The 26,335-nt window shown below is 70.7% G+C and carries 21 protein-coding genes and 1 pseudogene; 4 read left to right on the forward strand and 18 right to left on the reverse strand.

The annotated features are described in order from the left end of the window. Positions 1–40 precede the first annotated feature (40 nt). The 6 genes and pseudogenes from OG329_RS19160 to OG329_RS19185 all read right to left on the reverse strand — a co-directional run bounded on the left by OG329_RS19160 (position 41) and on the right by OG329_RS19185 (position 4,869). Entirely contained in the window at positions 41–985 is a 945-nt protein-coding gene (locus OG329_RS19160) for a DUF5996 family protein (protein WP_405801915.1), read from the reverse strand. 166 nt (positions 986–1,151) lie between these two features. After that, positions 1,152–1,916 carry a polysaccharide deacetylase family protein gene (locus OG329_RS19165; RefSeq protein WP_405796653.1) on the reverse strand — a complete coding sequence of 255 codons (765 nt, stop codon included), beginning with the start codon at positions 1,914–1,916 and terminating at the stop codon, positions 1,152–1,154. A gap of 237 nt (positions 1,917–2,153) precedes the next feature. Continuing rightward, positions 2,154–2,753, reverse strand: coding sequence for a hypothetical protein (locus OG329_RS19170; protein WP_405796655.1), 600 nt, complete (start codon positions 2,751–2,753; stop codon positions 2,154–2,156). A gap of 124 nt (positions 2,754–2,877) precedes the next feature. Continuing rightward, the gene (locus tag OG329_RS19175; RefSeq protein WP_405796661.1) at positions 2,878–3,537 is read right to left on the reverse strand and encodes an SDR family NAD(P)-dependent oxidoreductase; all 660 of its coding nucleotides are present in this window, start codon (positions 3,535–3,537) and stop codon (positions 2,878–2,880) included. A gap of 81 nt (positions 3,538–3,618) precedes the next feature. Then, positions 3,619–3,864: pseudogene (locus OG329_RS19180) on the reverse strand (aldo/keto reductase); the annotation flags it as partial. Between the two features lie 57 nt (positions 3,865–3,921). Beyond that, positions 3,922–4,869: an NADP-dependent oxidoreductase gene (locus OG329_RS19185; protein ID WP_405796663.1), complete on the reverse strand. Its 948-nt coding sequence runs from the start codon at positions 4,867–4,869 to the stop codon at positions 3,922–3,924. Positions 4,870–4,978: 109 nt separating this feature from the next. On the opposite strand from OG329_RS19185, the gene OG329_RS19190 reads away from it, so the two are divergent. Both OG329_RS19190 and pstS read left to right on the forward strand, forming a co-directional pair. Beyond that, positions 4,979–5,956, forward strand: coding sequence for a LysR family transcriptional regulator (locus OG329_RS19190; RefSeq protein WP_405796664.1), 978 nt, complete (start codon positions 4,979–4,981; stop codon positions 5,954–5,956). A gap of 94 nt (positions 5,957–6,050) precedes the next feature. Then, complete coding sequence (pstS, locus tag OG329_RS19195) at positions 6,051–8,237, forward strand: phosphate ABC transporter substrate-binding protein PstS (RefSeq protein WP_405796666.1); 2,187 nt, start codon at positions 6,051–6,053, stop codon at positions 8,235–8,237. 2 nt (positions 8,238–8,239) lie between these two features. Here pstS and OG329_RS19200 read toward each other — a convergent pair whose 3' ends face one another. The 10 genes from OG329_RS19200 to OG329_RS19245 all read right to left on the reverse strand — a co-directional run bounded on the left by OG329_RS19200 (position 8,240) and on the right by OG329_RS19245 (position 18,572). Then, entirely contained in the window at positions 8,240–8,887 is a 648-nt protein-coding gene (locus OG329_RS19200; protein ID WP_405796667.1) for an O-methyltransferase, read from the reverse strand. Then, positions 8,884–9,777 carry a hypothetical protein gene (locus tag OG329_RS19205; protein ID WP_405796668.1) on the reverse strand — a complete coding sequence of 298 codons (894 nt, stop codon included), beginning with the start codon at positions 9,775–9,777 and terminating at the stop codon, positions 8,884–8,886. Before OG329_RS19205 ends, OG329_RS19200 begins: the two co-directional genes overlap by 4 nt. Before the next feature lie 274 nt (positions 9,778–10,051). Further along, entirely contained in the window at positions 10,052–11,233 is a 1,182-nt protein-coding gene (locus tag OG329_RS19210; RefSeq protein ID WP_405796669.1) for an RNA polymerase sigma factor, read from the reverse strand. Position 11,234: 1 nt separating this feature from the next. Further along, positions 11,235–11,648: a YciI family protein gene (locus OG329_RS19215; protein ID WP_405796671.1), complete on the reverse strand. Its 414-nt coding sequence runs from the start codon at positions 11,646–11,648 to the stop codon at positions 11,235–11,237. A gap of 142 nt (positions 11,649–11,790) precedes the next feature. Further along, on the reverse strand, positions 11,791–12,912 hold the full coding sequence (locus tag OG329_RS19220) for a TIGR03364 family FAD-dependent oxidoreductase (RefSeq protein ID WP_405796672.1): 1,122 nt from the start codon (positions 12,910–12,912) through the stop codon (positions 11,791–11,793). 138 nt (positions 12,913–13,050) lie between these two features. Further along, the gene (locus tag OG329_RS19225; RefSeq protein ID WP_405801916.1) at positions 13,051–13,824 is read right to left on the reverse strand and encodes a GntR family transcriptional regulator; all 774 of its coding nucleotides are present in this window, start codon (positions 13,822–13,824) and stop codon (positions 13,051–13,053) included. After that, positions 13,731–14,777 (reverse strand): pentapeptide repeat-containing protein, encoded by a 1,047-nt coding sequence (locus tag OG329_RS19230; protein WP_405796674.1) that lies wholly within the window; start codon positions 14,775–14,777, stop codon positions 13,731–13,733. Before OG329_RS19230 ends, OG329_RS19225 begins: the two co-directional genes overlap by 94 nt. 196 nt (positions 14,778–14,973) lie before the next feature. After that, positions 14,974–16,611, reverse strand: coding sequence for a hypothetical protein (locus OG329_RS19235; RefSeq protein WP_405796676.1), 1,638 nt, complete (start codon positions 16,609–16,611; stop codon positions 14,974–14,976). Positions 16,612–16,796: 185 nt separating this feature from the next. Further along, on the reverse strand, positions 16,797–17,465 hold the full coding sequence (locus OG329_RS19240) for an SRPBCC family protein (protein ID WP_405796678.1): 669 nt from the start codon (positions 17,463–17,465) through the stop codon (positions 16,797–16,799). A gap of 141 nt (positions 17,466–17,606) precedes the next feature. Beyond that, a complete protein-coding gene (locus tag OG329_RS19245; RefSeq protein WP_405796680.1) occupies positions 17,607–18,572 on the reverse strand; it encodes a hypothetical protein in 966 nt (321 codons plus the stop codon). Positions 18,573–18,927: 355 nt separating this feature from the next. Between OG329_RS19245 and OG329_RS19250 the strand changes: the two genes are divergently transcribed. After that, positions 18,928–20,241, forward strand: coding sequence for a methyltransferase domain-containing protein (locus tag OG329_RS19250; protein WP_405796682.1), 1,314 nt, complete (start codon positions 18,928–18,930; stop codon positions 20,239–20,241). 199 nt (positions 20,242–20,440) lie between these two features. Beyond that, on the forward strand, positions 20,441–22,639 hold the full coding sequence (locus tag OG329_RS19255) for an MMPL family transporter (protein ID WP_405796684.1): 2,199 nt from the start codon (positions 20,441–20,443) through the stop codon (positions 22,637–22,639). A gap of 77 nt (positions 22,640–22,716) precedes the next feature. On the opposite strand, the gene OG329_RS19260 is transcribed toward OG329_RS19255, so the two are convergent. Both OG329_RS19260 and OG329_RS19265 read right to left on the reverse strand, forming a co-directional pair. Further along, positions 22,717–23,700, reverse strand: coding sequence for a sporulation protein (locus OG329_RS19260; RefSeq protein ID WP_405796686.1), 984 nt, complete (start codon positions 23,698–23,700; stop codon positions 22,717–22,719). 140 nt (positions 23,701–23,840) lie between these two features. Continuing rightward, positions 23,841–26,243, reverse strand: coding sequence for a phosphoketolase (locus OG329_RS19265; RefSeq protein ID WP_405796688.1), 2,403 nt, complete (start codon positions 26,241–26,243; stop codon positions 23,841–23,843). Positions 26,244–26,335: the final 92 nt, after the last annotated feature.

Here is a 26,335-nt window from a genome sequence, read left to right on the forward strand (position 1 = left end):
TGGGTACGTTGTCCACGTAAATGCGTCCGTTGTCGGACGCTCACCGGCCGGCCCAGCGCTCCGGATCGGTCTCCAGTGCCGCCCGGTCCCAGCCGCCCCTGTCCGCCGCCGCCACGTAGGTGCTGTGCAGGAATCCCGCGAGTGCGCGGTCCGGATCGTCGGCGGTGCGCACCGCCTCGTACGGCAGCAGGAACTGCCCGTTCTCCTGGCTGTAGTAGGCGTCCGACGGGGTGACCGGGCTGTCGGCGAACCCGGCCGGCTCCGGGTAGGCGTACGAGTAGAAGGCCCCCTCGTCCCCGCCGCCGGGCCAGAACCCGCAACTGCTCAGCTCGTGCGAGTACCCCTCCCGCATGACCCAGTCACCGCAGTTCGGCGCACCGCCGGGATGTACGGGGGCAGGGCGCCCGGAGAACCGGGTGCATGCCAGGTCCATGGCGCCCCAGAAGAAGTGCACCGGGCTGGACTTGCCGACGAACTGTGCCCGGAATTCCCCGAACACCCGGTCAGCCTGGAGGAGTTGACGCCAGAACAGGTGCGCCGCACGCGGGTCGTAGGTGTGGTGCCCGTAGTCCACCGAGAACGGGATGGCCGGCTCGACCTCGTTCGGCTGGTCCTGGATGGTGGTGGGTACGCCCAGGTCGACCAGCGCCTGCCCGACCCGTACGTAGAAGTCGGCCACCGGCATGGACTCCAGGGTGATGGCGCGGGTACCGCCGTCACTGGTGCGCAGCCGCAGCACATGGTCGGCAAAGTCGAATTCGATGTCGAAGGACCCGGCACCGTAGGGGATGGCGGAGGTGGTCAGCCCCCGGGGGGTGACGTAAAGGACCACTTGCCACCAGTGGTTGAGCAGGGGCGCGTGCGCCAGCCGGACCTTGCCCACGATCTGGACCCACATGTGCAGCGTGTCGCGGGTCTCGACCCAGTCGTCGACGCGCAAACGCGGCCACGCCGACCCGGCACGGGAGGTTTCCGTCGTTCGCATGATCGTGGTCCTCTGCTCGGCGGCGGCGTCGGCGGCGTCGGACGGACGTGCGGTGTGTGCGTCGATCCCCGCGATCCCCGTCCCGTCCACCTTGCGCAGCGTCCCGCTCCCCCGCAACTTCGCCATCACGGGGGTGGGGGTGAGGCGGGGGGTGAGGCGGGCCTCGCTACCGTACGGGGAAGCCGAAGGAGTACCCCTGCTCCCGCAGCCAGGGCAGCACCTCACCCAGCGCGGCCAGGGTCTGGGAGCGATCGCCTCCCGCGTCGTGGAACAGGACGGTCGGACCGTCGGAGATCTCCGTCTTGACGGTGGTGACCATGGTGTCCACTCCGGGACGCTCGAAGTCCTTGGTGTCGACGTTCCAGCCCAGGGGCCGCATCCCCCGGGACGCGGCGAGCTGACGGCTGTACGGGGTGAAGGCACCGCCCGGCGCCCGGTAGTACTCCGGCCGTACGCCTCCGGACGCCTTGGTGATCATGCGCTCGGCGTCCAGGATCTCCTTGGACTGGTACTCCTCGGACTTGGTGTCCATGGCGGTGTCGTGCGAGACCGAGTGGTTGCACAGCTTGTGCCCGCCCGCCACGACCTTCTTGACCAGGTCCGGGTACGCCTCGGCCTGCGTGCCCACCATGCAGAACGTGGCCTTCACACCGCTGTCCTTCAGCAGATCCAGCACCTGCGGCGTCCAGACCGGGTCCGGTCCGTCGTCAATGGTGATGTTGACGCCCTGGGGGCCGCGGTCCGAGGCGTGCGCGATGTCCGCCGCCACCTTGGTCACGGTCTGTTCGGGCTTGGCGTCCGACACCGGCTGCCGCGCTGCGGCGGGGTTGGCCTGCGCGCTCCACATCGAGGTGGCCGCGGCCACCGCCGTCACACCGAGCGCCGCCGCGAGAAGCCGACCGTGCCATCCCCGTCCCCTGCGACCCGCCATGTCCCCGCCCCTTCGCTGTCTCCGCCGATGTCGTGTGCTCATCAAGACATACGAACGCCCGCGCGGGACACCTCTGTTACTGATCAAGGACAAAGCCGCAGAGGCCCGGCGACAAACGCCGAGGCTTCGCGACGGGACAGACGACGGGACGGACGACGGGACGGACGCACAAGAGCCCGTCAGCAGGCTGACGGGCTCTCGCGAGTGGTCGGGGACAGGACCTAACCTGCCATCAGGTCAGATCGTCGGTGTTTCGTCGACGACTTCCTTGTGCGGTTCGACAACGAACTTCCAGCCGTCGCTCGGCTCCAGGAACCGCACCCGGGTCGGGTAGATGTCCAGGGCACGGCGGTCCCGGTTCTGACCGCTCGTGTTCTTCCGGCCCCGGGCCGGCTCCTCGAACAGGTCGACCTTGACGTCCGGCACCGCGACGACTTCCTCGCTCCAGCGCTGGACGATCCCCGCGCCGAAGGCGTCCCGGGCGGCGGCGTAAAGCGACTCCAGGGATTCCTTGCTCCCGTCGGGAACGAAGAGGGCGAGATTCAGAAGTACGCCCGCACTCTGTAGAACCTCGATTTCCTCCCCCGCCTTGTCGGCCATCCAGATCCCACGCTCTTCGGAATTGTCAGGGAGCACGCGGATTTCCTGACCGAATACCGTCCGCGCGGTGAAGGACCCTCCCTCGAAATTCTTACCCGGCTCCGCGAGGAAAGCCGGGGCGTAGCAGTCGAGAGGAAGACCATCCATCTCTGCCGAGACGAAGATTCCGTCCTGGAGGCCCAACTCCGAGACCTCTTCGGCCGTAAGACGTCGAGCCGTAACCTTCTCGGTATTCACGCCATTCCCCTTTTTTCGTGGCGTCCTGTGAATTCACAAGGACTATATCACGAAAGCGAACAGCCAGTTTCCTCCCAGCACGATGAATAAGGGGCTTTTAAATGCGAGCGGATGCGAACGGAAATCAGTTGTAGAGGAGTTCTGCCTGCCACTGCTCCCGTGGCTGGTGGTGCAGGTCGACGTAAGCGGCGGCCAGGGTCCCGGGAGCGAAGCGCGGGTCGTCACCGCCGATGTAGCCGGCGACGGTCACGGTGGTCGCGTGCACCTCGGAGCCTCGCTGCTGCTTGTGCAGGGTCTGGACGTAGGCCCGCAGCGCCGCCTTGCCCACCGACAGCGAGGCGAACTCGGGCGACGGATCGAGGGCGAGCCCACCACCGGTGAACAGCAGGCTTCCCCGGCCGCCCGCCAGCAGCGGAAGGACGGTACGGGCCGCGACCACCGCCCCGGTGACGTTCACCGCGAGGGAGTGCGCGAAGTCCCGCGCGTCCGGTCCGGTGGGCGAATCGGTGGTCAGCAGGGCCGCGTTGTAGACAAGCACCTCGGGCGCCCCCAGGTCGTCCGTGGCCCGCACGAGCGCTGCCGCCAGGCCCTCGGGGTCTGAGACGTCGGCCTGGTAGGCACGCGCCGTACGGCCTTGGGCCGCCAGCCCGGAGGCGTACGTCTCCAGGCGCTCGGCGCCACGGCCGAACAGCGCCACCGGATTGCCGTCCTGGGCGAACGCCTCCGCGAGAGCCAGACCGAGGCCGGGGCCCACACCGACGACGAGGGCCGATCCCTTGCTCATGATTGCTCCTTGCTCATGGTTGCTCCTTGCTCCTTGCTCATGATTGCTTCTGCTGCTTGCCGTACTGACTGGCGGAGGTGACTAACTCGCGGTCGTGAACTGGGGCAGCCGCGCCATGACGGCCTGTATCTCGGCGTCGTCGGAGACGCCCTGGAAGTCGTGACGCGGCGTGTACGGCGCTTCGAGCGCCTGGATCTCGTCGTCGGTCAGCTCGATCGCGAGCGACGCGAGCGCGTCGTCGATCTGCTGTGTCCTGCTCGCCCCGACGAGGGGCGCGGTGACGACCGGCTTGCTGTGCAGCCACGCGAGGGCGACCTGTAGTCCATGGTGATCTTCTCCTCCAGTTCGTCCGGGGTGTGAACCGTTCTCGCGACCGGGGCCGCCTCAGACGCGTACCGTCGTCTTGCCGCGCGCGCCGCCCGCCGCGCTCCGTGCCAGTACGCCGGGGGTCTCGTCCAGCGTGATCGTCCGCTGGACGGGGACGGTGATCCGGCCCGAGGCGGCCTCGGCGGTGATCCGCGCGAGGAGGTCCGGCTTGTCCGCCATCTGGAAGTTGCTGACGGCGATCCGTTCGGAGGCGACCAGTTCCGGGGGCGCGGTGAAGGTGACGGACGTGGCCGCGCCACCGTCGCGGACGAGTGCGGCGTAGTCGCCGAAGCGCGCCGTGTCGCGGGTGAGGTCCAGGAAGGCGTCTATCCCGTCGGGATGCGTCTTGCGGACCTGCTCCGCCGTGTCGCCGGCCGTGTAGTCGACCGTCCGAGCCGCGCCGAGGCGCCGGATCCACCGGTCGGCGCCGGGCCGGGCGGTCGCGATGACCTCCGCGCCGAGAGCCGTCGCGAGCTGGACGGCGAAGGCGCCCACCCCGCCGGTCGCCCCCACGATCAGGACCGACTGCCCGGCCCGCAGGCCGATGGCCTCCAGGGCACCGAGCGCGGTCATGCCCGCGGTCGGCAGCGCCGCCGCGATGTCGGCGGGCATGCCGTCCGGGACGCGCTGGAGCGCCCCGCTGTCCGGGTGCTCGGTGACCACCGCGTAGTCGGCGAACGTGCCGTTGCCCAGGGGCGCGCGGAGAAACTGGCCGTGTACGAGGTCCCCGGGCGCCGGCCCGCGCACCGCTTCCCCTGCCGCCACCACCTCCCCCGCCCCGTCCACGCCCAGGACCAGCGGGAACACCTGAGGCATGGGCAGCATGCCCTCGGCGATCCCCGCGTCGATCGGGTTCAGCGAGGCCGCCGTCAGCCTGACCAGGACCTCTCCGGGCGTCGGGCGGGGTACGGGCAGCTCCATCAGCTCGGGTGTGTCCCCCGTCTTGTGCACCGCGACAGCACGCATGGCTTCCTCTCCCGTGATCTCCCGTACTCCGGCTTCTTCAGCCCCAAGTCAACCCGGCACCGCGACGGACCTGAAGGACCGATCCGGGCACCGTTGATACCGTGGAGGTATGAACGACCTGGAGACCCGACAGCTCCGGTACTTCGTCGCGGTCGCCGAAGAACTCCACTTCGGACGCGCGGCCGAGCGGATCGGCATGGCGCAGCCACCGCTGTCCCGCGCGATCCGGGAGCTGGAGCACCAGCTCGGCGTTCAACTGTTCACGCGCACCACCCGCCGGGTCGTCCTCACCTCCGCCGGGGAGATCCTGCTGCGGGACGCCCGTACCGCGCTCGACGCGGTCAGAGCCGCCGGCCGGCGGGCCCGGCACGCCGGCGAACCCACCCGCCGGCTGCGGCTCGCGCTCAAGCCCGACATCGACGGCGGTCTGCTGCCGCGGATCCTCGACGCGTACGCCGGAGACGAAGCGGCCCTGCCGGTCGAGCTGGTGCTCGGCCGGTTCGGCGAGCAGGCGCAGCCGGTACGCGACGGCCGCGCCGACACCGCGCTTCTGCTCCACCCCTTCGACGAGCACGGCCTGGACCACCATCTGCTGGTCACCGAGCCGTTCCTGCTCGCCATGGCGGTCGCCGACCCGCTGGCCGCGCGGCCGTCCCTGCGCCTGGCCGATCTGACCGGCCGCAGCCTTCCCGGCGGATCCCCCGCACACCAGGGCCCGTTTGCCGACGCGCACGGTTGGACCGGGACACCCGACCAGCACAGCGGCCCGGCCGGGGACGGTCCGGCCGGGGACGGTCCGGCCGGGGACGGTCCGGCCGGGGACGACGACACGCCCACCGCCGGCACGGCGCAAAGCACTTCCGACCTGCCACAGATCCTCCGGCTCGTCGAGCTGGGCAGCATCGTCTGCTTCCTCCCCACCTCGGTCACCCTGCGCTATCCACGTCCCGAGATCGCCTACGTGCCCGTCAGTGACCTCGAACCGGCCACCCTGGCCGTGGCATGGCCGCAGGAATCGCGCTCCCCGGCCGTCGCCGCCTTCGTCCGGGTGGCCGCCACGATCGCGGCGGCTCCCCGGCAGGAGTAGGGCTCGCCGAACGGCGGACATGGCCGGCAGGTGGTTCGATACGCTCGTGGGCGTCGAGTCCCGCGGGCGTCAAGTGCCGTGCGGCGCACCGGAAATGGGGCGGGGGCCAGTGGTGAAACCTCTGACGGCCGGTGATCCGCGGCGGGTCGGGCCGTATCGGATCACGGGGCGGCTGGGCACAGGGGGAATGGGGCAGGTCTACCTCGCGTCGTCGTCGGGCGGGCGGCAGGTGGCCGTGAAGGTCATCCGGCCCGAGCTGGCGGACGAACCGGGCTTCCGGAAGCGGTTCGCACGCGAGGCGTCGGCGGCGCAGGCCGTCAGCGGGGCGTTCACCGCCGCCGTGGTCGGCGCGGACCCGCACGGTCAGACCCCGTGGCTGGCCACGCTGTACGTGCCGGGTCTCTCGCTGTCCGAGGCGGTCGGACAGCACGGAACGCTGCCCGAGTGGTCGGTGTGCGCGCTGGGGGCCGGGCTGGCCGAGGCGTTGCAGGCAATCCACGCCGCCGGGCTGGTCCACCGCGACCTGAAACCCTCGAACGTACTGCTCGCGTCCGACGGACCGCGCGTCATCGACTTCGGGATCGCCTGGGAGGCCGGCGCCGACGCGCTCACCAGCACCGATCTCGTCGTCGGTACGCCGGGATTCATGGCTCCCGAACAGTTCACCCGCGAGCGCGTCGGGCCGGCCGCCGATGTGTTCTGTCTCGGCGCGGTGCTGACCTTCGCGGGCTCCGGCCAGGGGCCGTTCGGGTCCGGCTCGTCGCACGCGATGGGCTATCGCGTCGTCCACGAGGAGCCGGATCTTGAGGGGCTTCCCGCGCGCGTACGAGCCGTGGTGGCGCGCTGCCTGGCCAAGGACCCGGCGGCCCGGCCCCCCGTGCCCGAACTGCTCAATGAACTGGCCGGACTTGTCGCGTCGGGCCGTGCCCCGGAAGCGGAAGCGGAAGCGGGACCGGAAGCGGATCCGGGACCGGAGGCGGACGAGCCGAAGTCGGCCGACGACCGGACCCGGACCCTCGTCCTCGCCCTGGCGAAGTCCCCCTGGCTGCCCGCGCCGCTGGCCGACGCGGTCGGCGGGACGGGCGCCGGTGCGGGCAACGACGCGGATACGACTCCGACTCCGGCCCCGGCCACTCCCGCCCCGCGCCCCCGTCGGGTAGGCAGGCGCACGACGAGGATGCTGCTGATCGGGGGCCTCCTCCTCGGTGTAATCGTCCACCCGGTTCCCCGCATTGACCGCTCCCTGTTCGACCCCAACGGCGACGTAAGCGGCGGATCGACCCCGACCCCGGTGGCCGAAGCGCCCGCCGGCACCCGACCCGAATGCGCCGAAGAGAGCCAAGGGGTCCTGGGCTCGGGCTCGTCCACGCAGGACGTCGCCATGCGGAATTGGATCGAGAACTACACAGCCGCCTGCCCCGACTCCGACATCAGCTACAAGCCGGTCGGCTCCGGCGCCGGTGTCTCCGACTTCGCCGAAGGCACCAGCGACTTCGCGGGTTCCGAGTCCGCGCTCACGTCCGACGAGGGCGCGGAAGCCTGTACGGGGGGCGCGGTCAATCTGCCGGTGCTCGGCAACCCGGTCGCCGTCGTCCACAACCTCAACGGTGTGGACAACCTCGTCCTGGATCCCCCGACCCTCGCCAAGATCTACACCTTGAAGATCACGAGGTGGGACGACGCCGCGATCAGGGAGCTGAACCCGGACGTCGCGCTGCCCGCCCTGCCGATCCGGACGATCCACCGCTCCGACGCGTCCGGCACCAACCAGACACTGAGCAGCTATCTGAACGCCACCGCCCCGGCCGACTGGCCGCTCAAGCCCGGCACGCGGTGGTCGGCCCCCGGCGGTCAGGCGGCATCCGGCTCCTCCCGGATGGTCGACACAGTGATGCGGGTGAACGGCGCGATCGGTTACGCCGAGCTGTCCTACGCGGCCGACGTGAGCCTGCCGACCGCCGACATCGATACCGGCACGGGGGAGCCGGTCAAGGCGACCGCCGACAACGCTTCCAAGGGCCTCGCCGCCGCCACGGTGGTCGGCACGGGCCGGGATCTGGCCCTCGCACTCGACTACGCGCCCGAGGCCGAGGCCGCGTACCCACTCGTCTCCGTGACCTACGAGATCGTCTGCGACAAGGTCGAACTCGCCTCCCTGAAGTACTTCCTCACGTACATCTCCAGCGAGGTGGGCCAGGATTCGATCGCCTCGACGGGCTACGCCCGGCTGCCCGCCGCACTCGCCGACCGAGTGCGCCAGTCCGTCGCGACGCTCACCTGACCTCAGCGTTTACGCGCGACGGTCAGGCCGTCCGCGATCGGCAGCAGGACGGACTCGACCCGGTCGTCGGCGCGCACGTGGGTGTTGAACTCGCGGATCGCCAGGCCGTTGCCCTGGGCGTCGGCGTCGGCCGCCGCGCCGCCGTACAGCACGTTGTCGGCGAGGAGGAGACCGCCGGGACGTACGCGCGGTACGAGTTCGTCCCAGTAGGCCCGGTAGCCCGGCTTGTCGGCGTCCAGGAAGACGAGGTCGATGAGCGGTTCCGCGGGCAGGGCCCGGAGGGTGTCGAGGGCCGGGGCGATCCGCAGTTCGATACGGTCCCGGACTCCGGCGTCCTCCCATGCCTGCTGGGCGATGGCCGTCCAGTCCGTGGAGATGTCGCAGGTCAGGACCTGGCCGCCGGGGACAAGACCCTCGGCCAGGGCCAGGGTCGAGTAACCGGTGAAGGTGCCCACCTCCACGATCCGGCGGGCGCCGGTCAGCTTGGCCAGCAGGGTGAGCAGGACGCCCTGTTCGTGCGGGATCTGCATCTCGGCGGGCCCGCCGAGTGCGTGGGTACGGGCGATGAGCTTTTCCTGGACGGGAGTGGGCGGTTCCGCCTGGGCCACCACGTAGTCGTACAGGCCGGGGGTGAGGGGGACCGACTTCATCTGGTGACTTCCTTCGGGAGGAGGGGAGTTGGCTCCTGCCGTGCCGCGATGTGCTCGGCGAGCGCGGTGAGGACGGACAGCGCGTCGTGGGTGAACCGTTCGGGGCAGCCGTCCGGGCTCGGACCGAGACCGTGCACGACGATGTCGCTCGCGCACTGGGCGAGGCGGCGGACCAATTGTGCCTCGAAGCCGGGCCGGCACACCTGGCGCCGGCGCACGCCGAAGTACGCGTCGTACAGGTCGTGTTCGGCCGCGGTGGTGAGGTCGGCGGTCTGCCGCCCGGCCTCCTCGAGCAGGGAGCCGCCGCTCGGTACGAGCTTGTTCGCCACCGCCATGTGCGCCCGCTGGTTGTCCCGCGCCGCGCGGGTCAACGGCGCGAGGACGGACGCCGGATGGCGGGCCCGGACCAGGCGCAGGGCGGCCGGAACCGGGGCGTGGTCACGCGCCCACGCGCCGCTGAACGCCGGGTGCGCCGCGCTCATATGGGGGCGTACGACGGCGGCGTACTGCTCCGGCGAGCAACTGCCCGAGTAGAGGAAAAGCACGGAGTAGGCGTCGTACAGCGCCGCCGCCCGGCGTACCGCCCGCTGGGTCGGGGGTTCGGGGGTCACGGCCATGGCCTGGAGGGCGCGCGCCTGTAACTGCCATACGGCGAAGGCGGCGTGATGGCCGACGAACCACCGGTGCCGGGCCCGGTCCGCCTCGCCGGGGGGTGGGAGGTGGGTCTCGGGCGGGTCGCCGGCCACGGCACGGCGCAGGTCGGTCAGCTCGCCGCGCAGGAGTTCGGGGCAGTCGAACTCGGCGCATCTGGAGTCGGAGCAGTCGGCGGGATCGTCGTCCGGCATGGGGAGCAGCAGCGGCGGCACCGGTGCGGTCGGGGCGGCGCTCACCGGGGCGGGTCCGGGTGGGGGGTGCGGGACAGCGGTCATCGACGGTCGTGTCTTTCGAAAGGAGTGATGTATCGGGCGGGCGGGTGTCATGGCGGGTGTCATGGCGGGTCATGGCCGGTGTCAGGCGGGGCCGTGTGGTTCGGGTACTCGGGCGTGGGCGACCCGGAGCGGCGCGCGCGACAGTCGCCGAGGTGCTTGTTGATCAACGACGGATCACCCCACAGGAAACGTTCGAAAGAAGCAGGTGCCCTTCCGGTGGGCCGGGCGTGAGCCGTCAGGCGGGCCGGCGGGGGTCGCGTCCGGCGTCGCGTCCGGCGTCGCGTCCGGCGTTGAGGCGGGCGGCCTGGCGGGTCAGATGGTCGCGCTCGGCGAGGTTGGGGGCCTTGAGGGCCGCCTCCGCGTACAGCCGGGCCGCCGTCGTCAGGTCTCCGTCGCGCTCGTGGAGGTACGCCGCCACCGCCGCGTACCTGGGCAGTGACTCGTCCAGCGCCATGAGCGCCGCCAGCCCCGCGCGCGGCCCGTCCGCCTCACCGACGGCCACCGCGCGGTTGAGCCGGACGACCGGGTTGTCGGTCAGACGCACCAGTTCGTCGTACCACTCGACGATCTGCACCCAGTCCGTCTCCTCGGCGGTGGGCGCGTCGGCGTGCAGTGCCGCCACGGCGGCCTGGGCCTGGAACTCGCCCAGTTGGTCGCGGGCCAGGGCCGTGTGCAGGATCGCGATGCCCTCGGCGATCGCCCCGGTGTCCCACCGGCCGCGATCCTGCTCGGCGAGCGGCACCAGGCCGCCGTCCGGCGCGGTCCGGGCGGCGCGCCGGGCGTGGTGGAGCAGCATGAGGGCCAGGAGCCCCGCCACCTCGGGGTGGTCGATCACGGCGGCGAGGTGCCTGGTGAGCCGGATGGCCTCGGCGGCGAGGTCGACGTCGCCGGAGTAGCCCTCGTTGAAGACCAGGTACAGCACGCGCAGCACGGTGGCCACGTCGCCGGGCCGGTCGAACCGCACACCGGAGACGGTGCGCTTGGCCCGGCTGATGCGCTGCGCCATGGTCGTCTCGGGCACCAGATACGCCTCGGCGATCTGCCGGGTGGTGAGCCCGCCCACCGCGCGCAGCGTGAGCGCGACCGCCGACGACGGCGTGAGCGACGGGTGGGCGCACAGGAAGTAGAGCTGGAGCGTGTCGTCCACGGCGGGCGCGGGGCCCGGCGCCGGCTCCTCGTCCACGACGCCCTCACGCCGCCGGCGGGCGGCGTCCGCGCGCGTCGCGTCGAGGAACCTGCGCCAGGCCACCGTGACCAGCCAGCCCTTCGGATCGCGCGGCCGGCCCGCCGGCCAGACCCGGACCGCCTCGACCAGCGCGTCCTGTACGGCGTCCTCGGCCGCCGCGAAGTCGGCTCCGCGGCGGACGAGGACCCCGAGCACGCCCGGTGTGAGGTTCCGGAGCAGTGCCTCGTCCACGTCAGTGGCACTCCGTGACGGTCGGCTCCGCCGCCAGGAAGGGACGCAGCTCCAGCCACTCGTGGATCGGCTTCCCGCCCGCCCCGGGGGCCGCCGAGAGCTCTCCGGCCAGCTCGACGGCGCGCTCGTAGCTGTCGACGTCGATCACCATCCACCCGGCGATGAGATCCTTGGTCTCGGCGAACGGGCCGTCGGTGACCGGCGGGCGTCCCTCGCCGTCGTAACGGACGAAGGTCCCCTCGGGGGCCAACGCCTGGCCGTCGACGAACTCGCCGGTCCCTTCGAGCCGGTCCGCGAAGTCCCGCATGTACTTCATGTGGGCCGAGATCTCCTCCGGCGTCCATCGGTCCATGGGCACGTTGTTGACGGGGGCCGGGGCGCCTCGGTAGTGCTTGAGCAGCAGGTACTTCGCCATGGTGTCTCTCCTCGGTGCTGGTGCGACCCATTTTGGCCGCTCGCACTACGGGGACGGAGCGGGCCACGGGTTCTCGACATCACCGCCGGAATTTCTTTCGGCTTTCCGGCTGAGCCGCGTGGGTGGCGGGCGGACCGCGGTCTCACCAGCCCAGTTCGTCGGCGGTCGTCTCGGCGATGGCGGGTGAGCAGGTCATGCCGCGTCCGCCGGGCCCGGTCACCAGCCACACCGCGTCGCGTACCCGCTGCCGGTGCACGACCTGGCTCCGGTCGACGCACTGCGCGTACACACCGGCCCAGCGGTGTCTGACGCGGGGCAGCGGGCGGCCGAGGAACGCCTCGGCGACGCGGGTGACGTGCTCGTACGGCTCCTCCACGACGTCGAAGGCGAAGGGGTGCTCGTACTCGTGCGTGTCCCCGATCGTCAGCCCGCCGTCGCGCCGCTGGACCATCAGCAGTTGCATCCGGTGGGCGGCGGCGGTCGGCTCCTGGGCCTGCTCGGCGTTGAGGGTGTCGAGCGCCTGGCTCGCGTACGCGGGGTAGTAGCGGAAGCTGTCGGCGTCGGCGACGGAGGTGGTCAGGGCCTCGCCGAGGGGGTCGGTCTGCATCATCTGGAGGCGGACGCGGCGTACGGGCAGGTCGGGTACGAGTTCCCTGACCAGCCCGCCCAGCCAGGCACCCGTACACAGGACGACCGCGTCCCCGGTGTGTACGTCACCGTGGTCGTCGCGCACCGCGTTGTCACCGACCACCTCGCGGACCTCCCGGCCCCCCAGGAAGGTGTAACCGCCGGACTCCAGAAGCTTGTTCTTCAGAGCGAGTGAGGCGGTGCGCGGCTCGACGGCCGCGTCGCGCTCGCACCACAGGGCGGCTTCGTACGTACCGCGCAGGGCGGGGTTGACGGCCCGCGCCTGGTCGGCGGTCAGCAGTCGGTAGCCACGGGACGCCGCGTCAGGGCGGCTCAACGCCGCCTCGGCCACGGCCAGTTCCAGTTCGTTGCGGACGGGCGTGAGCGAACCGATGGCCCGGAAGCCCAGTTCCGGTACGCGCGCGCCGATGCTTTCCCACAACTCGCGGGCGCGCAGGGCGGTTTCCAGCTCCGCGCCACCGGCCCGCCCGCTGACCCATATCTGGCCGAAGTTACGGAGGCTGGCCCCCCGGGCCTCGGCCTCGCGCTCGATCTGGACGACCTCGTGGCCGCGTTCCACTGCGTGCCAGGCGTGCATCATTCCCACTACGCCGGCTCCGACGACTATGACTCTCACGTCGGCCACGTTGCTGGCGGTGGGTGGCGGGCGGGGGTCCGGATGGCGACGTCGCGGTGAACGGGCACTCAATTATGGACTAGACTTGTTATCTTTCCGTGATTTGATGGGTGGCTTCGGCCGCCGATGGGGATGCGGTCACCCGGGCCGACGGCCGAGGTGAGCGGTGAAGCTGAAGCGGTCCCCCCGGAACAACGTCCGCACCCGCTCCAGCGGTTGCCCCTGCGCGTCGCGCGAGAGCCGGTGGATCAGCAGCATGGGCAGCGCCGGCGGAGTCCCGATGAGCAGCGCCTCGCGCGGTGTCGCCAGGACCGTCTCGATCCGTTCGTCGGCGTCGCCGAAGGGCACACCGACGACGTCGCGCAGGTAGGAGTAGAAGGACGAGTCCGGCTCGAAGTCGGCTTCCAGCCGCGGGACTCGGGCGACCGCCACGTACGTACTCTCCAGCCCGACGCGCTCGTCGTCCGCCAGCAGTACACGCTCCATGTGCCAGACCGGGTCACCGGTCCGTACACCCACGTCGGCCGCCAGGACGGCGGGGCAGGGAAAGCGCTCGAGCCCGATGAGATTGCGGCCCGGCCGGCGGTTCTGACGGCGTACGCCCTCCGTGTAGCTGGCCGGCGACAGCGGCTGTTCCAGCTTCGGGCCCGCGACGACGGTCCCGCGCCCCTGCCGGCGCAGCCGCCCCTCCAGCAGCAGCTCGCGCAGCGCCTGGCGCACGGTCTCGCGCGAGACCTCGTACCGCAGCGCGAGATCGCGCTCGGTCGGCAGCGGGTCACCGTCGCCCAGCTCGCCGATCAACCCGACGACATGGGCTTTCACGGCGTAGTACTTCGGCACGCGCCCGTGCTCCGGGATGCCGGAGCGCACGGGTGCGCCGGGGTCGAAGCCGGGCGGCGCCGGATCGTTGATCGGACGGTTGATCGGATGGTCCACGCACTGGATGTTCGCAGACGCCACCGACGACACAGCGGCAGGCCCGGCTCACGGACCCGTCGTCGGAGCGGGCGTCGGTGCAGCGGGCGTCGGGTACAGGCCCCGCGCGATCTGCCGTTCGCGCCAGGCGACGCAGTCCGCCAGGCGGGCCAGGACCCATGGGTCGGTGGCGAGTTCCGGGGCAGGCGGGAGGTTTCGTCGATCTCGGCGCCCGACAGTTGCCCGGCGGTCAAGTGCTCGGTGTCCCTGAGGTCCGCGCCACAGAGGTCGGTGCCGAGCAGGGTCGCACCGACGAGGGACGCGCCCCGCAGGTCGGCCCCGGTGAGCTGGGCGTGATCGAGCCGGGCGGATCCGAGCGCCGCCAGGCACAGTTCGCTCGCGTTGAGGATCGAGTCGGTCAGATCGGCACCACGCAGGTCCGCGCGCCGCAGGTCCGCCCCGGTGAAGTAGATCCGGGAGAGCGGGGCGTCGAAGTCGAACCCCCGGACGATCAACCCCACGAGGGTGGCCGACCGGAGGTCGACACGTCGTGGCTCGGGCCGTTCGGGCCGGCGGGCCAGCACGTCCACCGCCGCGCGGATGTCGGCGGGCGGTTCGGTCCCCCAGTCGGGAACCGGCTCCCGCATCCCCTGCTCCGGGGGTTCCGTACCAGGGCTCGGCGCGGTGTCGCGCCTGGTGTTCTCGCGGATGAGGGCCGCGAGCACGCCGACCACGGTGTTGTGCTCCTCGGGCGACTCCGCCATGACGTGTTCCAGGCTGTATACGGCTCCCAGCCGCTCCGTGAGCTTGTCCGAGGCCAGAAGTCCGACAGCCGCCCTGAACCGCTCCGTCACCTGGCCGCGCCGGGAGAGTCCGTACGTGCGCGCCGTAAACACCGCGCCGAGCAGCACGCTCGCGCCCGCCGCGGCGGCGAGCACCGTCTGGCGCACCCCAGGACCGCGAGCACTCCCACCGCCCGGCCGAGAACGGCACGGTGGCGGCGAAGCCGCGTCCGTACAGCGGCGGCCGTGATGCGCTGAGCGGTCATCAGGGCCAACTATCCCATCGGGTACGGGAGATGGGACGCCGTGGCGCCGAGCGCCACGGCAGTACCGGCAGTCCCGCCACGTACTCCCGCGTCATCGACTACGCGATCGGCTTCGTCTGCGTGCAGTTCGTCCACTCCACCCACTGCCGCGCCCCGCCGTTCTTGGGGCCCGTGGCGTACGACGGGTTGCCGGTGATCGTCTGGTTCTTCTCTTCGTGGGTGATGTCGATGCCGAAGAGTTTGAAGCCCGCGGTCACTTGGCCGGCGGAGATGCCGAAGCCGATGCCGAGAGAGGCGTTCCACCAGTCGGTGTTGGCGTTGTAGTCGAGCCTTGACAGCTTGCCCTTGTTGTAGAGCAGGCGCTCCAGCGGTCCGGCGTCGCTGCCGGGTGCTTTCGCCGCGTCCGAGGGGGTGGGCAGGGCGTCCGACGCGGGGAAGTCGCCGCGTCCGCGCAGCCAGTCCTCGACCAGTTTGCTGTCACCGTCGTTGTCGAGGACGACCTCGGCGGACTCGGTGTGGATCTGCGACTTGATATTGCCGCCACCGCCGCCGACGTCGATCGTCACCGGCGTACCGGGTACGTTCGCCCCGGCTCCGACCTGGACGCCCACACCCTCGCCGTTCTCCTGGCTGGTCGTGATCACCAGCTTCTGCGGCCGGTGCTCCTTGCCGTCCTTCTCCTCCTGGTCGAAGGTCTTGGCGTCGTAGGTGACGGCGACCTGCTGCATGCGGGTGGCCTTGCCCTGGGCGAGTTCGCCGCCCTTGGCGTCGACGCTGAAGGTGTAGATGAAGGTGATCTTCCCGGCGTCGGGGCCGGTGTTGGCGCGCATGACCACCACGTCCTCGGTCATCGTCCCGGTCCCGAACTCGCCCGAGATACTGCCGAGATCGGTCGGCTTGCCGTCCTTGTCCTTGCCGCCCTTGCCCTTCGTGAAGGACTTGCCGAAGCTCACCCCGCCCGACACCTCGGTGCTGGTCTTGGTGATGTCGACGTCGGGGGCGCGCTCCGGCGGCAGGTCGGGCTTCTTGTTGTTGGCGTGGTAGCTACAGATCATCTGCAACTCGGACCGTCCGGAGCGCGAGTTGCAGTCGTCCTGCGCCTTCAGATACTCGGTGAACTTCTTGGCGTCCTCGAGGTTCAGCTCCAGGTCCTTCTGCGGGTCACCGGTCTTGTTGCCGTTGAACAGCCACTGACCGCCGCTGCCGCTGCCCTTCATGTAACTGCCGCTCAGCGAGGCGCTGCCGCCCCAGTCCTTCAGACCGGGGATCCCGGCCGAGATGCTGGCGGTCACGCCGCCCCCGGACTCGGTCACGCGCTCCAGGGTGACGGTGCCGTCGGACCACTGCTGGAGCTTGATCTGCTCCGAGCCGCTGATCTTGATGAAGAGGATCTGGACGACGACGGTGGTCTTGGTCTGATCCTGCGCGAGCAGGCACTTCGCCGGCTGGAAGGGGTCGCCCGGCGGCGGTGGGGGCAGGGGCCCGCCGTCGTCCCCGCCACCTCCGTCGTCCCCGTCCCCGCCCGCTCCGGAGTCGCAACCCTCGCCCCCGTCACCGGCGTTGACGATCCGGCACACCGCGTCCTTGAGCGCCACCGAGGTGTCGTCGGGAACGGTCAGCGCCACGATCGCGCCGACGATCGCGGCGACGACACCTATCAGCGCGACGTACTCGACACCGCCCTGCCCTCTGTCGCGCCGCCGCCCCGATCCGCGTACGTACTGCGTGCCGCTCATCCGGACTCCTCACCCAAGCCGTCCCGGCCTCCCCGCTCGGGAGATCTCCGGAGACTAGGGACGGGCCCGGACCCAGACGCAGGGTCCAGGGGCCCAGCGGCGGGCCCAGCGTGGCGCGTTGACCGTCAACGGGCATGAAAATCACGGCATACGGGCGGTGGCGGCATGGTTACGGGCGTACGCCTTCACCCGTCGGTACGGGAACGGGCACTGGCTTCGGCCGCTTCGGCCGCCGTCTTCAGTTCGCTCAGCCAGCCCTCAAGGCCCATACCGAGGATCTCGGTCGCGAGCGGGACGTTCGATTCGATCTGGTCGCCGACGTGGGTCTCTTCGGTGCTCACCCGCACGCCGCCCCTGACCTTGGTGAAGTTCCATACGTGGACGCCGTTGTCGATGCGCAGCCCCTCACCGATCGCGGGCCCGGTCCAGCGGATGCAGGAGCCGCGCCTGACCTGCTCGACGGTCGAGGTGATCTCCAGGGTGGTGGCGGGCGTCGTGGGCGTGGCGGGTGCCGGGGTCGTCCACCGGAACGCCGAACCCGCCCGGAAGGGGCCGTGATCGAGGCGTTCGGCGCTCTCGACGGGGCCTTGCCAGGTCGGCCAGCGTTCGACATCGGTCTGGAGCTTCCAGATGGTGCTGAGCGGCGCGTGGATCACGGTCTCGGTCTTGTAGCGGACGAGCGCGTCGGGGTCGACGCCCTCTCCCCGGCAGGTGAGGGACGTGGCGGGGTGGTGGGAGGTCGCCGCGGCCGGCGCGACGGCGGTGCCGAGGACGCCGGCGACGGCGAGCGGGACGGCGAACAGCGCGGCGCGGGCGTTCCTCCGGGCGGACGGGCGGGAAATCGATGCGCTCATGGGGCCTTCTCCTTCTGCGAGTTGACGCCACGAACGCTAGTCAGGAGTCGGAACATCGGGCAGTGTCAGATTTTCCTCACATGGCACCGGCCCTCCCCCGCGCCGCCGCGCGAGAGAGGGCCGGGCGGGGGCGACTGCTCGTCAGAAGGCGAGGTCGCTCTTGTAGAAGACGGTCGACTGGAACTCGTCAGGACTGACGGCGATCTTGCTGGAGAAGCCGAAAGCGAGCCGCGGGCCGCTGGAGTGCCGCCAGATCGCCAGGCCCTGGGGTTCGCGGCCGGGCAGCGAGTCGCCCGCGTGCGTCTGGAACTTCTCGGTGTACTGCCCTCCGGTCCGGTTCATGTCCACACTGAACAGATAGGACGGCCTGGGCGGGTCCGAGGGATGCGCGGGCGCGGCACCGTAGGAGAGGTACGCGTACTGGCCGTACGCGGCCACGCCCTGGAAGTGGTCACCCTCGGCGATCTTGAGTTGGGCGTTGGTCGGCAGGGCGCGCATGGCGAGGCAGGGAGTGTCGTCGTGGATGCCGCGCGCGAGGACGTCGGAGAGGTTGAACAGCGCGAGGCGCCACGGACTCGTCGTCCCCATGTACCGCACGAGCAGCCGGTTCGTGTAGGGATCGATCGACGGTCTCGGACAGTCCACGAAATCGGAGAGACCGATATGGAATTCCCCGACACCGGGGCTGGTGTGGTAGTCGATCAGCCCCCCGTCCTTGTACTTGACGCGGGCGATCGTATGGCTGTTGGGCGGCGTCCCGGAATCCGGATCCAGGCTCCGCCAGTCGCCCGCGAGCCAGAGATACGGAGATCCGAAGGTATCCGGCTGGACCCCCATCGAGGAGCCGTGGTCGAACGAGTGGAGCGCCATGGCGCCCAGCACGTTGCCGCTGAGGTCGGTCCTGGTCACCCAGAGGTCGCCGTTCTTGCTCCCGACCTTGGTCTGCACGAAGTAGATGTGCCCGTGGACATGGTCGAAGGCGAAGGACTGCATCGCCCAGTAGGGCTGGTGGAGCGTCTTCCGTACGACGGGATCGTCGCCGTTCCCCTCCAGCAGGATGCGCTGCGTCGGATCGACGACCGCCTGCGCCGTCCCGGCCGTAGCCAAAGAGAAACCGCCGGTCGCGGCGGCGGCGGCTATTCCTGTGCCGGTTCTGAGGAGTGTGCGACGGCTTACGGGGGACGATCCACCGCTTTGGGTATTTTCGCTCAACTACATCACCCTATAGATCGTTTCGGTCGATTTCGTTGATCGCGATCAACCTAGCAATCGGCCTACCGGGTGTCTGCGAAACAGCGGGTGGGATGTACGAACTTCGCATATCAGAAGCGGTATGCCGGCGGACGGCGGAGGGGGACGCATAAACCGGGTAAAGGCGCGCTCACAGCCTCAGATGCCATGAGAAAGTGATTCTTCGCCTGGCAGATATGGATGCCTGAAGGGTCGAGAGGTGGGGTGCCCGGTGGCCGTTCTCGTGGTGCAGCATGTGCCCGGCGAGGGGCCTTACGCCGTCGCCGTCGCGCTGGAGGCCGCCGGGCTGGCCGTGCGGCGATGTCGGGTGTGGGCCGGGGACGTGGTGCCGGACGGGCCCGAGGGGCTTGACGGGGTGGCCGCGCTGGTGGTGATGGGCGGGCCGATGTCCGCGTACAGCGACGCCGGATTCCCCACCCGTACCGTCGAACTCGCGCTACTGCGCCACGCGTTGGCGGCCGAGGTGCCCGTACTGGGCATCTGTCTGGGCGCGCGGTTGCTGGCGGTCGCGGCGGGTGGCGACGCGTACGCCGGGACCGGGAAGCAGGTCGGCTGGGGGCGGGTCGGGCTGACCGCGGAGGCGGCCGGTGATCCGCTGTTCGCCGGGCTGCCCGCGAGCCTGGGCGTGCTGCACTGGCACGACGACACCATGAGCCTGCCGGCCGGGGCCGTCGTGCTGGCCTCGTGCGAGCGGTATCCGGTCCAGGCGTTCCGGGCGGGCAGTTCCGCGTGGGGGTTGCAGTTCCATCTGGAGGCCGACGAGGAAGCGGTCGGCGCGTTCGTGGAGGCGTTCCCGTACGACGCGGCCTCGGCGCCCGGTGGCGGCGGGCCGGGCATCCGGGAGGCCGCGCCCGCGCGGCTCGCCGAGCTGGCGCCGTACCGCGACCAACTGTTCGGCCGGTTCGCGGAACTGGCCGCCGCGCGCGCCGGGCGCACCGCCGTGCGTACGTTCTTCACCCCGAGGGCCGGCGAGTGGGAGGCCCGTTTCGCGCGGGATCAGCCCAGGTACGCGGCGGCGGTCGCCCGCCTGGGCCTGCGCCCCGGGCAGGTGGCGGCGGACGTGGGGTGCGGGTCGGGGCGCGCGCTGCCCGCGCTGCGGGAGGCGGTCGGCGCGCGCGGGGCCGTGTTCGGGGTGGACCTCACCGCGGCGATGCTCCGGTCCGCCGCGCGGGAGCGCCGCGGCGACTCGGCCCTCGCCTCCTTGCTCCTGGCGGACGCCTGTCAACTGCCGTTCGCGGACGGCGCTTTGGACGGCGTCTTCACGGCGGGGCTGCTGAACCACCTGCCCGACCCGAAACGCGCTGTACGTGAATGGGCCAGGGTCGGCTCACCCGGAGCCGCCCTGGCGCTGTTCCACCCCTCCGGCCGCACCGAGCGCGCCGCCCGGCACGGCCGCCCGCTGAGCCCCGACGACGTGCTCGCGGCCGACAACCTCCGGCCGTTGCTGGAGGCGTCGGGATGGCGCGTGACGTGCTACGAGGACGCGGAGACGTACTTTCTCACCCTCGCGGTACGGGAGCGCTGACGCAGCTCACGGCGTGACGATGGCGAAGTCCGGACCGGGGGTGTCGAGCGGCCCCGCGGGCGTATGACCCGCCCTCGTTGGAGTGACGTTTCGCCGCGCCGCCTCGCCCGTGGCGTAGATCTTCATTCGTCACGTCCGGCAACTCAACGACTCGACCACTCGGCTGCTCGGCTACTCGAAACCTCGGCGGGGAAGCAACGTGTCACGTCTGGCTCACTGGTGTTTCCTGCACCGCCGTACGGTGGTGGCCGCCTGGCTACTGATCCTGGTCGTGACCGTCGCGCTCAGCCAGTCGATCGGCAGCAAGTACAACGAGAGCGTCAGCCTGCCGGGCACCGACTCGCAGGCCGCCGTGAACCTCCTCACCGACAACTTCGCCGCCGCGTCGGGCGAGGGCGACCAGATCGTCATCGAGGCCAGGGGTGGCGCCACCGTCCGCTCGGCCTCGGTCCGGCAGCCCGTCACCGCCGCGCTCACCAAGGTCGCCGCCATCCCCGGCATCGCGTCCGTCGTCAGCCCGTACAGCCCGCAGGGCGCCGCGCAGATCAGCAAGGACGGCAGCGTCGCGTTCGCCGCCGTGAACTGGAAGATGAAGGCCGCCGACGTCACGAAGTCGGACGCCCGGAAACTGATCGACACCGCCAAGGCCGCAGAAGGGCCGGACGTCCGTATCTCGCTCGGCGGTCAGTCGATCGAAGCCGAGGAGAGCGCCGGCCCCGGAGTGTCGGTCGCGGTGGGCGCGATCGCCGCGTTCGTCATCCTGCTGATCGTCTTCGGCGGGGCCCTGTTCGCCTCGCTGATGCCACTGGTGACGGCGGCCGTCGCGCTGTTCACCGGCACCTCCCTCATCAGCCTGCTGTCGCACGTCATGGACACCCCGAACGTCTCGAGCGACCTCGCCGTCCTGATCGGGCTCGGCGTCGGCATCGACTACGGCCTGTTCATCATCAGCCGCCACCGAGGCGCGGTGAAGGCCGGTCACACCTACGAGGAATCGACGGTCCAGGCGGTCAACACGTCCGGGCGTACGGTGCTGTTCGCCGGGATCACCGTCTGTATCGCCCTGCTCGGACAGTTCGCCCTCGGGGTCGACTATCTGTACGGGGTGTCGGCGGCCTCCGCCCTCACGGTCGCGCTGACCATGGCCACCGCGCTGACGTTCCTGCCCGCCATGCTCGGCTTCCTCGGCCCGAAGACGCTCTCCCGGCGTGAGCGCCGCGCCCTCGCGCAGAAGGGGCCGGTCCCCGAGGACGCGGCCGGATTCTGGCTGCGCTGGGCGACGTTCGTCGAGAGGCGCCGCGTGCTCGTGGCCGCCGGCGCCCTGGCCCTGGTGGTCGTGGTCGCGCTGCCCCTGTTCACCCTGCGTCTCGGCTCGTCGGGCGCCGCGAACGACCCGCCCGACTCCAACACCCACCAGGCGTACACCGCCCTGGCCAAGGGGTTCGGGCCGGGCTTCAACGGACCGTTCCAGCTCGTGAGCGAGATCAACTCCCCAAGCGACGCCCAGGCGTTCAACACTTTCCTGGCCTCGGCCGCCGAACAGCCGGGGGTGGTGTCGGTGACACCGGCGACGACCTCCCCGAACGGCAAGGTCGCGCTCGCGATCCTCTATCCCGCCACCGGGCCGGGGGCGAAGGCGACCGTCAGTCTGGTGAGCGACATCCGCGACCTGGCGCCGAAGGCGGAGGGCCCCGGCCACCCCGCCGTCCATGTCGGCGGCGTCACGCCCGCCAACATCGACTTCTCGCGGGTGCTGAGCCAGAAGCTGCCGCTGTTCATCGCGGTCGTCGTCGTCCTGGCGTTCCTGCTGCTGGTGGCGGTTTTCCGCAGTCTGCTCATCCCGCTGGTGGCGGCGGTGATGAATCTGCTGTCCGTCGGTGCCGCGCTCGGTGCGATGAACGCCGTGTTCACCTGGGGCTGGGGCGGTTCGGTCTTCAACATCACGGGCACCGGGCCCGTGGACGCCTTCATCCCCGTCCTGCTGTTCTCGGTGCTGTTCGGCCTCTCGATGGACTACGAGGTGTTTCTCGTCAGCCGTATGCAGGAGGAATGGCATGTACGGCGCCGGGCCGCCGCCTCGCCGGGAGCCGAAGTCGCGGACAACCACTGGGCCGTGACACATGGTCTGGCGAAGACGGGACGCATCATCGCGGCGGCGGCCGGCATCATGATCCTGGTGTTCGGCTCGTTCCTGATCGGCGACAGCCATGTGCTCAAGGAGTTCGGATTCGGGCTGGCCTTCGCCGTACTCGTCGACGCCCTGATCATCCGGGGTCTGCTCGTCCCGGCCCTGATGCATCTGATCGGCCCGGCCAACTGGGCCATGCCCGCCCGACTGGAGCGGATCGTGCCCAACTTCTCCATCGACTCGGCGGGAGCGCGGAAGGGCGCGCGCTGACGCCGAGGGGGGGGTGGGTGAGTGGCGGGGGCCGGACCGCTCGCCCCGGCACCCGCCGCGATGGCTCTGCTCCCGCCCTAGCCCTCGTCGCCTCCCCCGCCCTCGTCACCCTCATCGCCCTCATCGCCCTCGAAGAAGTCGCCCACCTCGTCCACGACTTCGGCAGCCACCAGGCCGCCCGCCACCCCTACGGCCACACCGGCCACACCGACGCCGACCGCCGCCCCCGTACTCAGGCCGGAGCCGTGACCGTGGCCGTGGTCGGACCCGTGCCCGGACGTGTGCGCGTGCCCGGCGTAGCCGCCCGCGAGGTGGTCCACCCAGCCCGCCACCACCGTGTTCCAGTCGGTGCGCGCCACCTCGTCGTGCCCGACGGTGTGCCGGTTCAACGCGTCGTCCACGCCCGCGTCCCCGCGGCCGTCCGCCTCCAGGACGATCTCCGTCCCGCCCGCGTGAGCCAGGAACGTCACCTCGACCTCGTTCAGCCGGTGTGCGTAACTCGGGGCCGGGATCAGTTCGATCTCCTGGTAGAACGGCAGCCGTTGGCCGCTCCCGTTGATGTGTCCCAGCTCCAGGTCCGCCGACTTGAAGCCGAAGCCGAGCTGCCCGAACGCCTCGAGCACGGCCTCCTGCACCGCCAGCGGCCGTACGGCGAACGCGTCGAAGTCGCCCTTGTCCCTGGCGCCCGCGATCTCCAGCTCCGTACGTACGCCCAGCGTGATGCCGAGCGGTTCACCGTGCAGTTCGGAGACCGGTGTCTCCCACGGCACCGTCACCGCGAACGGCACGCCGCGCGACTCGCCCTCGCCCAGCCGGAAACCCCCGGCGATCTCGTACCGCTCGAAGGTGACGAAGCCCTCGCTCTCCCCCTCCTCGTGCTCCGCCTCGACGCGGGCGACGAATTCCAGCTCGACGCGGTCGACGTCGTACGCCGCGCTCCCGCCCACCAGTTGGACCTCGCCGCGCAGGGTGCCTCCCGGCACCACCGCACCGGGCTCCAGCACCGTTTCCACACTCGGCCCGCCGACGCCGAGTGAACCGAGCAGTCGCTTCAACACCATTGATTCCTTTGATTCCTTCGTTCCCGGGGGCCCGAGGCGCGTGTATCTCTACAGGGCTGTAGAAGTACACACCCAGCATAGGGAGTTGGGAGCCGGGACCCGGCGCGAAGCACACACATCGCGCCATGTGCGGGCCGCCGTCAGCCTGCCCAGCTCCAGTCCGCGACCTCCGGGAGGTCCACCCCATGTTCGCGGATCCAACTGTGGTGGCGGGTACGGGTGTCCGCCATGGTCTGGCGTACGTCGGCGGCCCGCACCCCGAGGCCCGGGACGCGGTCGATGACGTCCATGACCAGCCGGTAGCGGTCCAGGTCGTTGCGGACGACCATGTCGAAGGGCGTGGTCGTCGTTCCCATCTCCTTGTAGCCGCGTACGTGCACATTCTCGTGGCCGGTGCGGCGGTAGGCCAGCCGGTGGATGAGCCACGGGTAGCCGTGGTACGCGAAGATCACCGGCTTGTCGGTGGTGAACAGGTCGTCGTACTCGGACTCCGGCATCCCGTGCGGATGCTCCTCGCTCGTCATCAGCCGTGTCATGTCGACCACGTTGACCACGCGGACCGCCAGCTCCGGCAGATGCTGCCGCAACAGCCCCGCCGCCGCGATGACTTCCAGGGTCGGCACGTCCCCCGCGCAGGCCAGGACCACGTCCGGCTCCCGGTCCCCGTCCTGCGTACCGGCCCACTTCCACAGGCCCGCGCCCCGCGCACAGTGCGCGCGTGCCTCGTCCATGGTGAGCCAGTCGAAGGTGGGCTGCTTGCCGGCGACGACGACGTTCACGTAATCCCGGCTGCGCAGCACATGATCGGCCACGGAGAGCAGGGTGTTGGCGTCCGGCGGCAGATAGACGCGTACGACCTCGGGGCTCTTGTTCAGTACGTGATCGACGAAGCCGGGGTCCTGGTGGGAGAAGCCGTTGTGGTCCTGGCGCCAGACATGCGACGTCAGCAGGTAGTTGAGGGACGCCACCGGGCGGCGCCAGGCCAACGCCCGTGATGTCCTGAGCCATTTGATGTGCTGGTTGACCATCGAGTCGACGATGTGCACGAACGCCTCGTAGCAGGAGAACAGCCCATGACGGCCCGTCAGGAGATAGCCCTCCAGCCAGCCCTGGCACAGGTGCTCGGAGAGGACTTCCATCACCCGGCCGTCGCGGGCCAGATGTTCGTCCGTGGGCAGGATCCGTGCCTGCCATGCCTTGCCGGTGGCGTCGAACAGCGCCTCGAGCCGGTTGGAGGCGGTCTCGTCCGGGCCGACGACCCGGAAGTCCCTGCGTTCGGCGGTGTCGGCCATGATCCTGGCCAGCATCCCGCCCAGCACGCGGGTCGGTTCGTGCAGGGTCGCGCCGGGCTTGTCGACCTGGACGGCGAATTCGTCCAGCGGCGGGACCGGCAGGTCCCGGACCAGGAGGCCACCGTTGGCGTGCGGGGTGGCGCCGAGCCGGCGCGTACCGGCGGGGACGCAGGACAGGACCTGGGCGGTGGGCCGGCCGTCGCGGTCGAAGAGTTCGCCGGGACGGTACGAGCGCAGCCACGCCTGAAGTTGGGCGAGGTGGGCCGGGTTCTCGCGTACGGAGGGGAGCGGGACCTGGTGGGAGCGCCACGTCCCCTCGACGGGCAGTGCGTCGACCTCGACGGGACCGGTCCAGCCCTTGGGCGTGCGCAGCACGATCATGGGCCAGGCGGGGCGCTCGGCATTCGTCCCCTCCCGCGCGGCGCGCTGGATCGCGTCGATGCGGTCCGCCGCGCGGTCGAGGGCCGCCGCCAGCGCGCGGTGCACCGGGAGCGGGTCGCTGCCCGCCACATACAGCGGCTCGTGGCCGTATCCGCGCAGCAGGGCGTCCAGTTCGTCGTCGGGGATACGGGCGAGGACGGTGGGGTTGGCGATCTTGTAGCCGTTGAGATGCAGGATCGGCAGGACGGCGCCGTCATGGACCGGGTCGAGGAACTTGTTGGCGTGCCAGGACCCGGCCAGCGGCCCGGTCTCCGCCTCGCCGTCGCCGATCACGCACGCGACGAGCAGATCGGGGTTGTCGAGCGCGGCGCCGTAGGCGTGCGCGAGGGAGTAGCCCAGCTCGCCGCCCTCGTGGATGGAGCCGGGGGTCTCCGGGGCGACGTGGCTCGGGACGCCGCCCGGGAAGGAGAACTGCCGGAAGAGACGGTTCATGCCGGCCGCGTCCCGGCTCACGTCCGGGTACGTCTCGGCGTACGAGCCCTCCAGCCAGGAGTTGGCCAGCACGGCCGGTCCCCCGTGCCCGGGACCCCAGACACACAGGGCGGACCGGTCCCGGTTCTTGATGAGGCGGTTGAGGTGGGTGTGGACGAGGTTGAGTCCTGGGGAGGTCCCCCAGTGGCCCAACAGGCGGGGCTTGATGTGCTCGGGCCGCAGGGGCTCGGTGAGGAGCGCGTTGCCCATGAGATAGATCTGGCCGACGGCGAGATAGTTGGCCGCGCGCCAGTGGGCGTCGAGCGCGGCGAGTTCTTCGTCGGTGAGCACCGTGCCGCTGTCGCGCTTCGCCTTCGCCTTCGCCTTCGTCTGCCGCATGGGCCTCTCCGTCACGTCGTCACGTCGTCGCTGTCTGCACTCGGGCCAGTTACCTCTGGTCACCGTCGCACAGCCGGGGCAGGTCGGCGGAA

This window comes from Streptomyces sp. NBC_01506 (assembly GCF_045040295.1).
Taxonomy (GTDB): domain Bacteria; phylum Actinomycetota; class Actinomycetes; order Streptomycetales; family Streptomycetaceae; genus Streptomyces.

Bases quoted from the DNA above. Each gene is read 5' to 3' on its own strand.
- OG329_RS19200 (WP_405796667.1), bottom strand. From the start codon at position 8,887: ATGAAGTCGGTCCCCCTCACCCCCGGCCTGTACGACTACGTGGTGGCC.
- OG329_RS19165 (WP_405796653.1), bottom strand. From the start codon at position 1,916: ATGGCGGGTCGCAGGGGACGGGGATGGCACGGTCGGCTTCTCGCGGCG.
- OG329_RS19190 (WP_405796664.1), top strand. From the start codon at position 4,979: ATGAACGACCTGGAGACCCGACAGCTCCGGTACTTCGTCGCGGTCGCC.
- OG329_RS19175 (WP_405796661.1), bottom strand. From the start codon at position 3,537: ATGAGCAAGGGATCGGCCCTCGTCGTCGGTGTGGGCCCCGGCCTCGGT.
- OG329_RS19235 (WP_405796676.1), bottom strand. From the start codon at position 16,611: ATGAGCGGCACGCAGTACGTACGCGGATCGGGGCGGCGGCGCGACAGA.
- OG329_RS19215 (WP_405796671.1), bottom strand. From the start codon at position 11,648: ATGGCGAAGTACCTGCTGCTCAAGCACTACCGAGGCGCCCCGGCCCCC.
- OG329_RS19260 (WP_405796686.1), bottom strand. From the start codon at position 23,700: ATGGTGTTGAAGCGACTGCTCGGTTCACTCGGCGTCGGCGGGCCGAGT.
- pstS (WP_405796666.1), top strand. From the start codon at position 6,051: ATGGGGCGGGGGCCAGTGGTGAAACCTCTGACGGCCGGTGATCCGCGG.
- OG329_RS19160 (WP_405801915.1), bottom strand. From the start codon at position 985: ATGCGAACGACGGAAACCTCCCGTGCCGGGTCGGCGTGGCCGCGTTTG.
- OG329_RS19185 (WP_405796663.1), bottom strand. From the start codon at position 4,869: ATGCGTGCTGTCGCGGTGCACAAGACGGGGGACACACCCGAGCTGATG.
- OG329_RS19240 (WP_405796678.1), bottom strand. From the start codon at position 17,465: ATGAGCGCATCGATTTCCCGCCCGTCCGCCCGGAGGAACGCCCGCGCC.
- OG329_RS19265 (WP_405796688.1), bottom strand. From the start codon at position 26,243: ATGCGGCAGACGAAGGCGAAGGCGAAGGCGAAGCGCGACAGCGGCACG.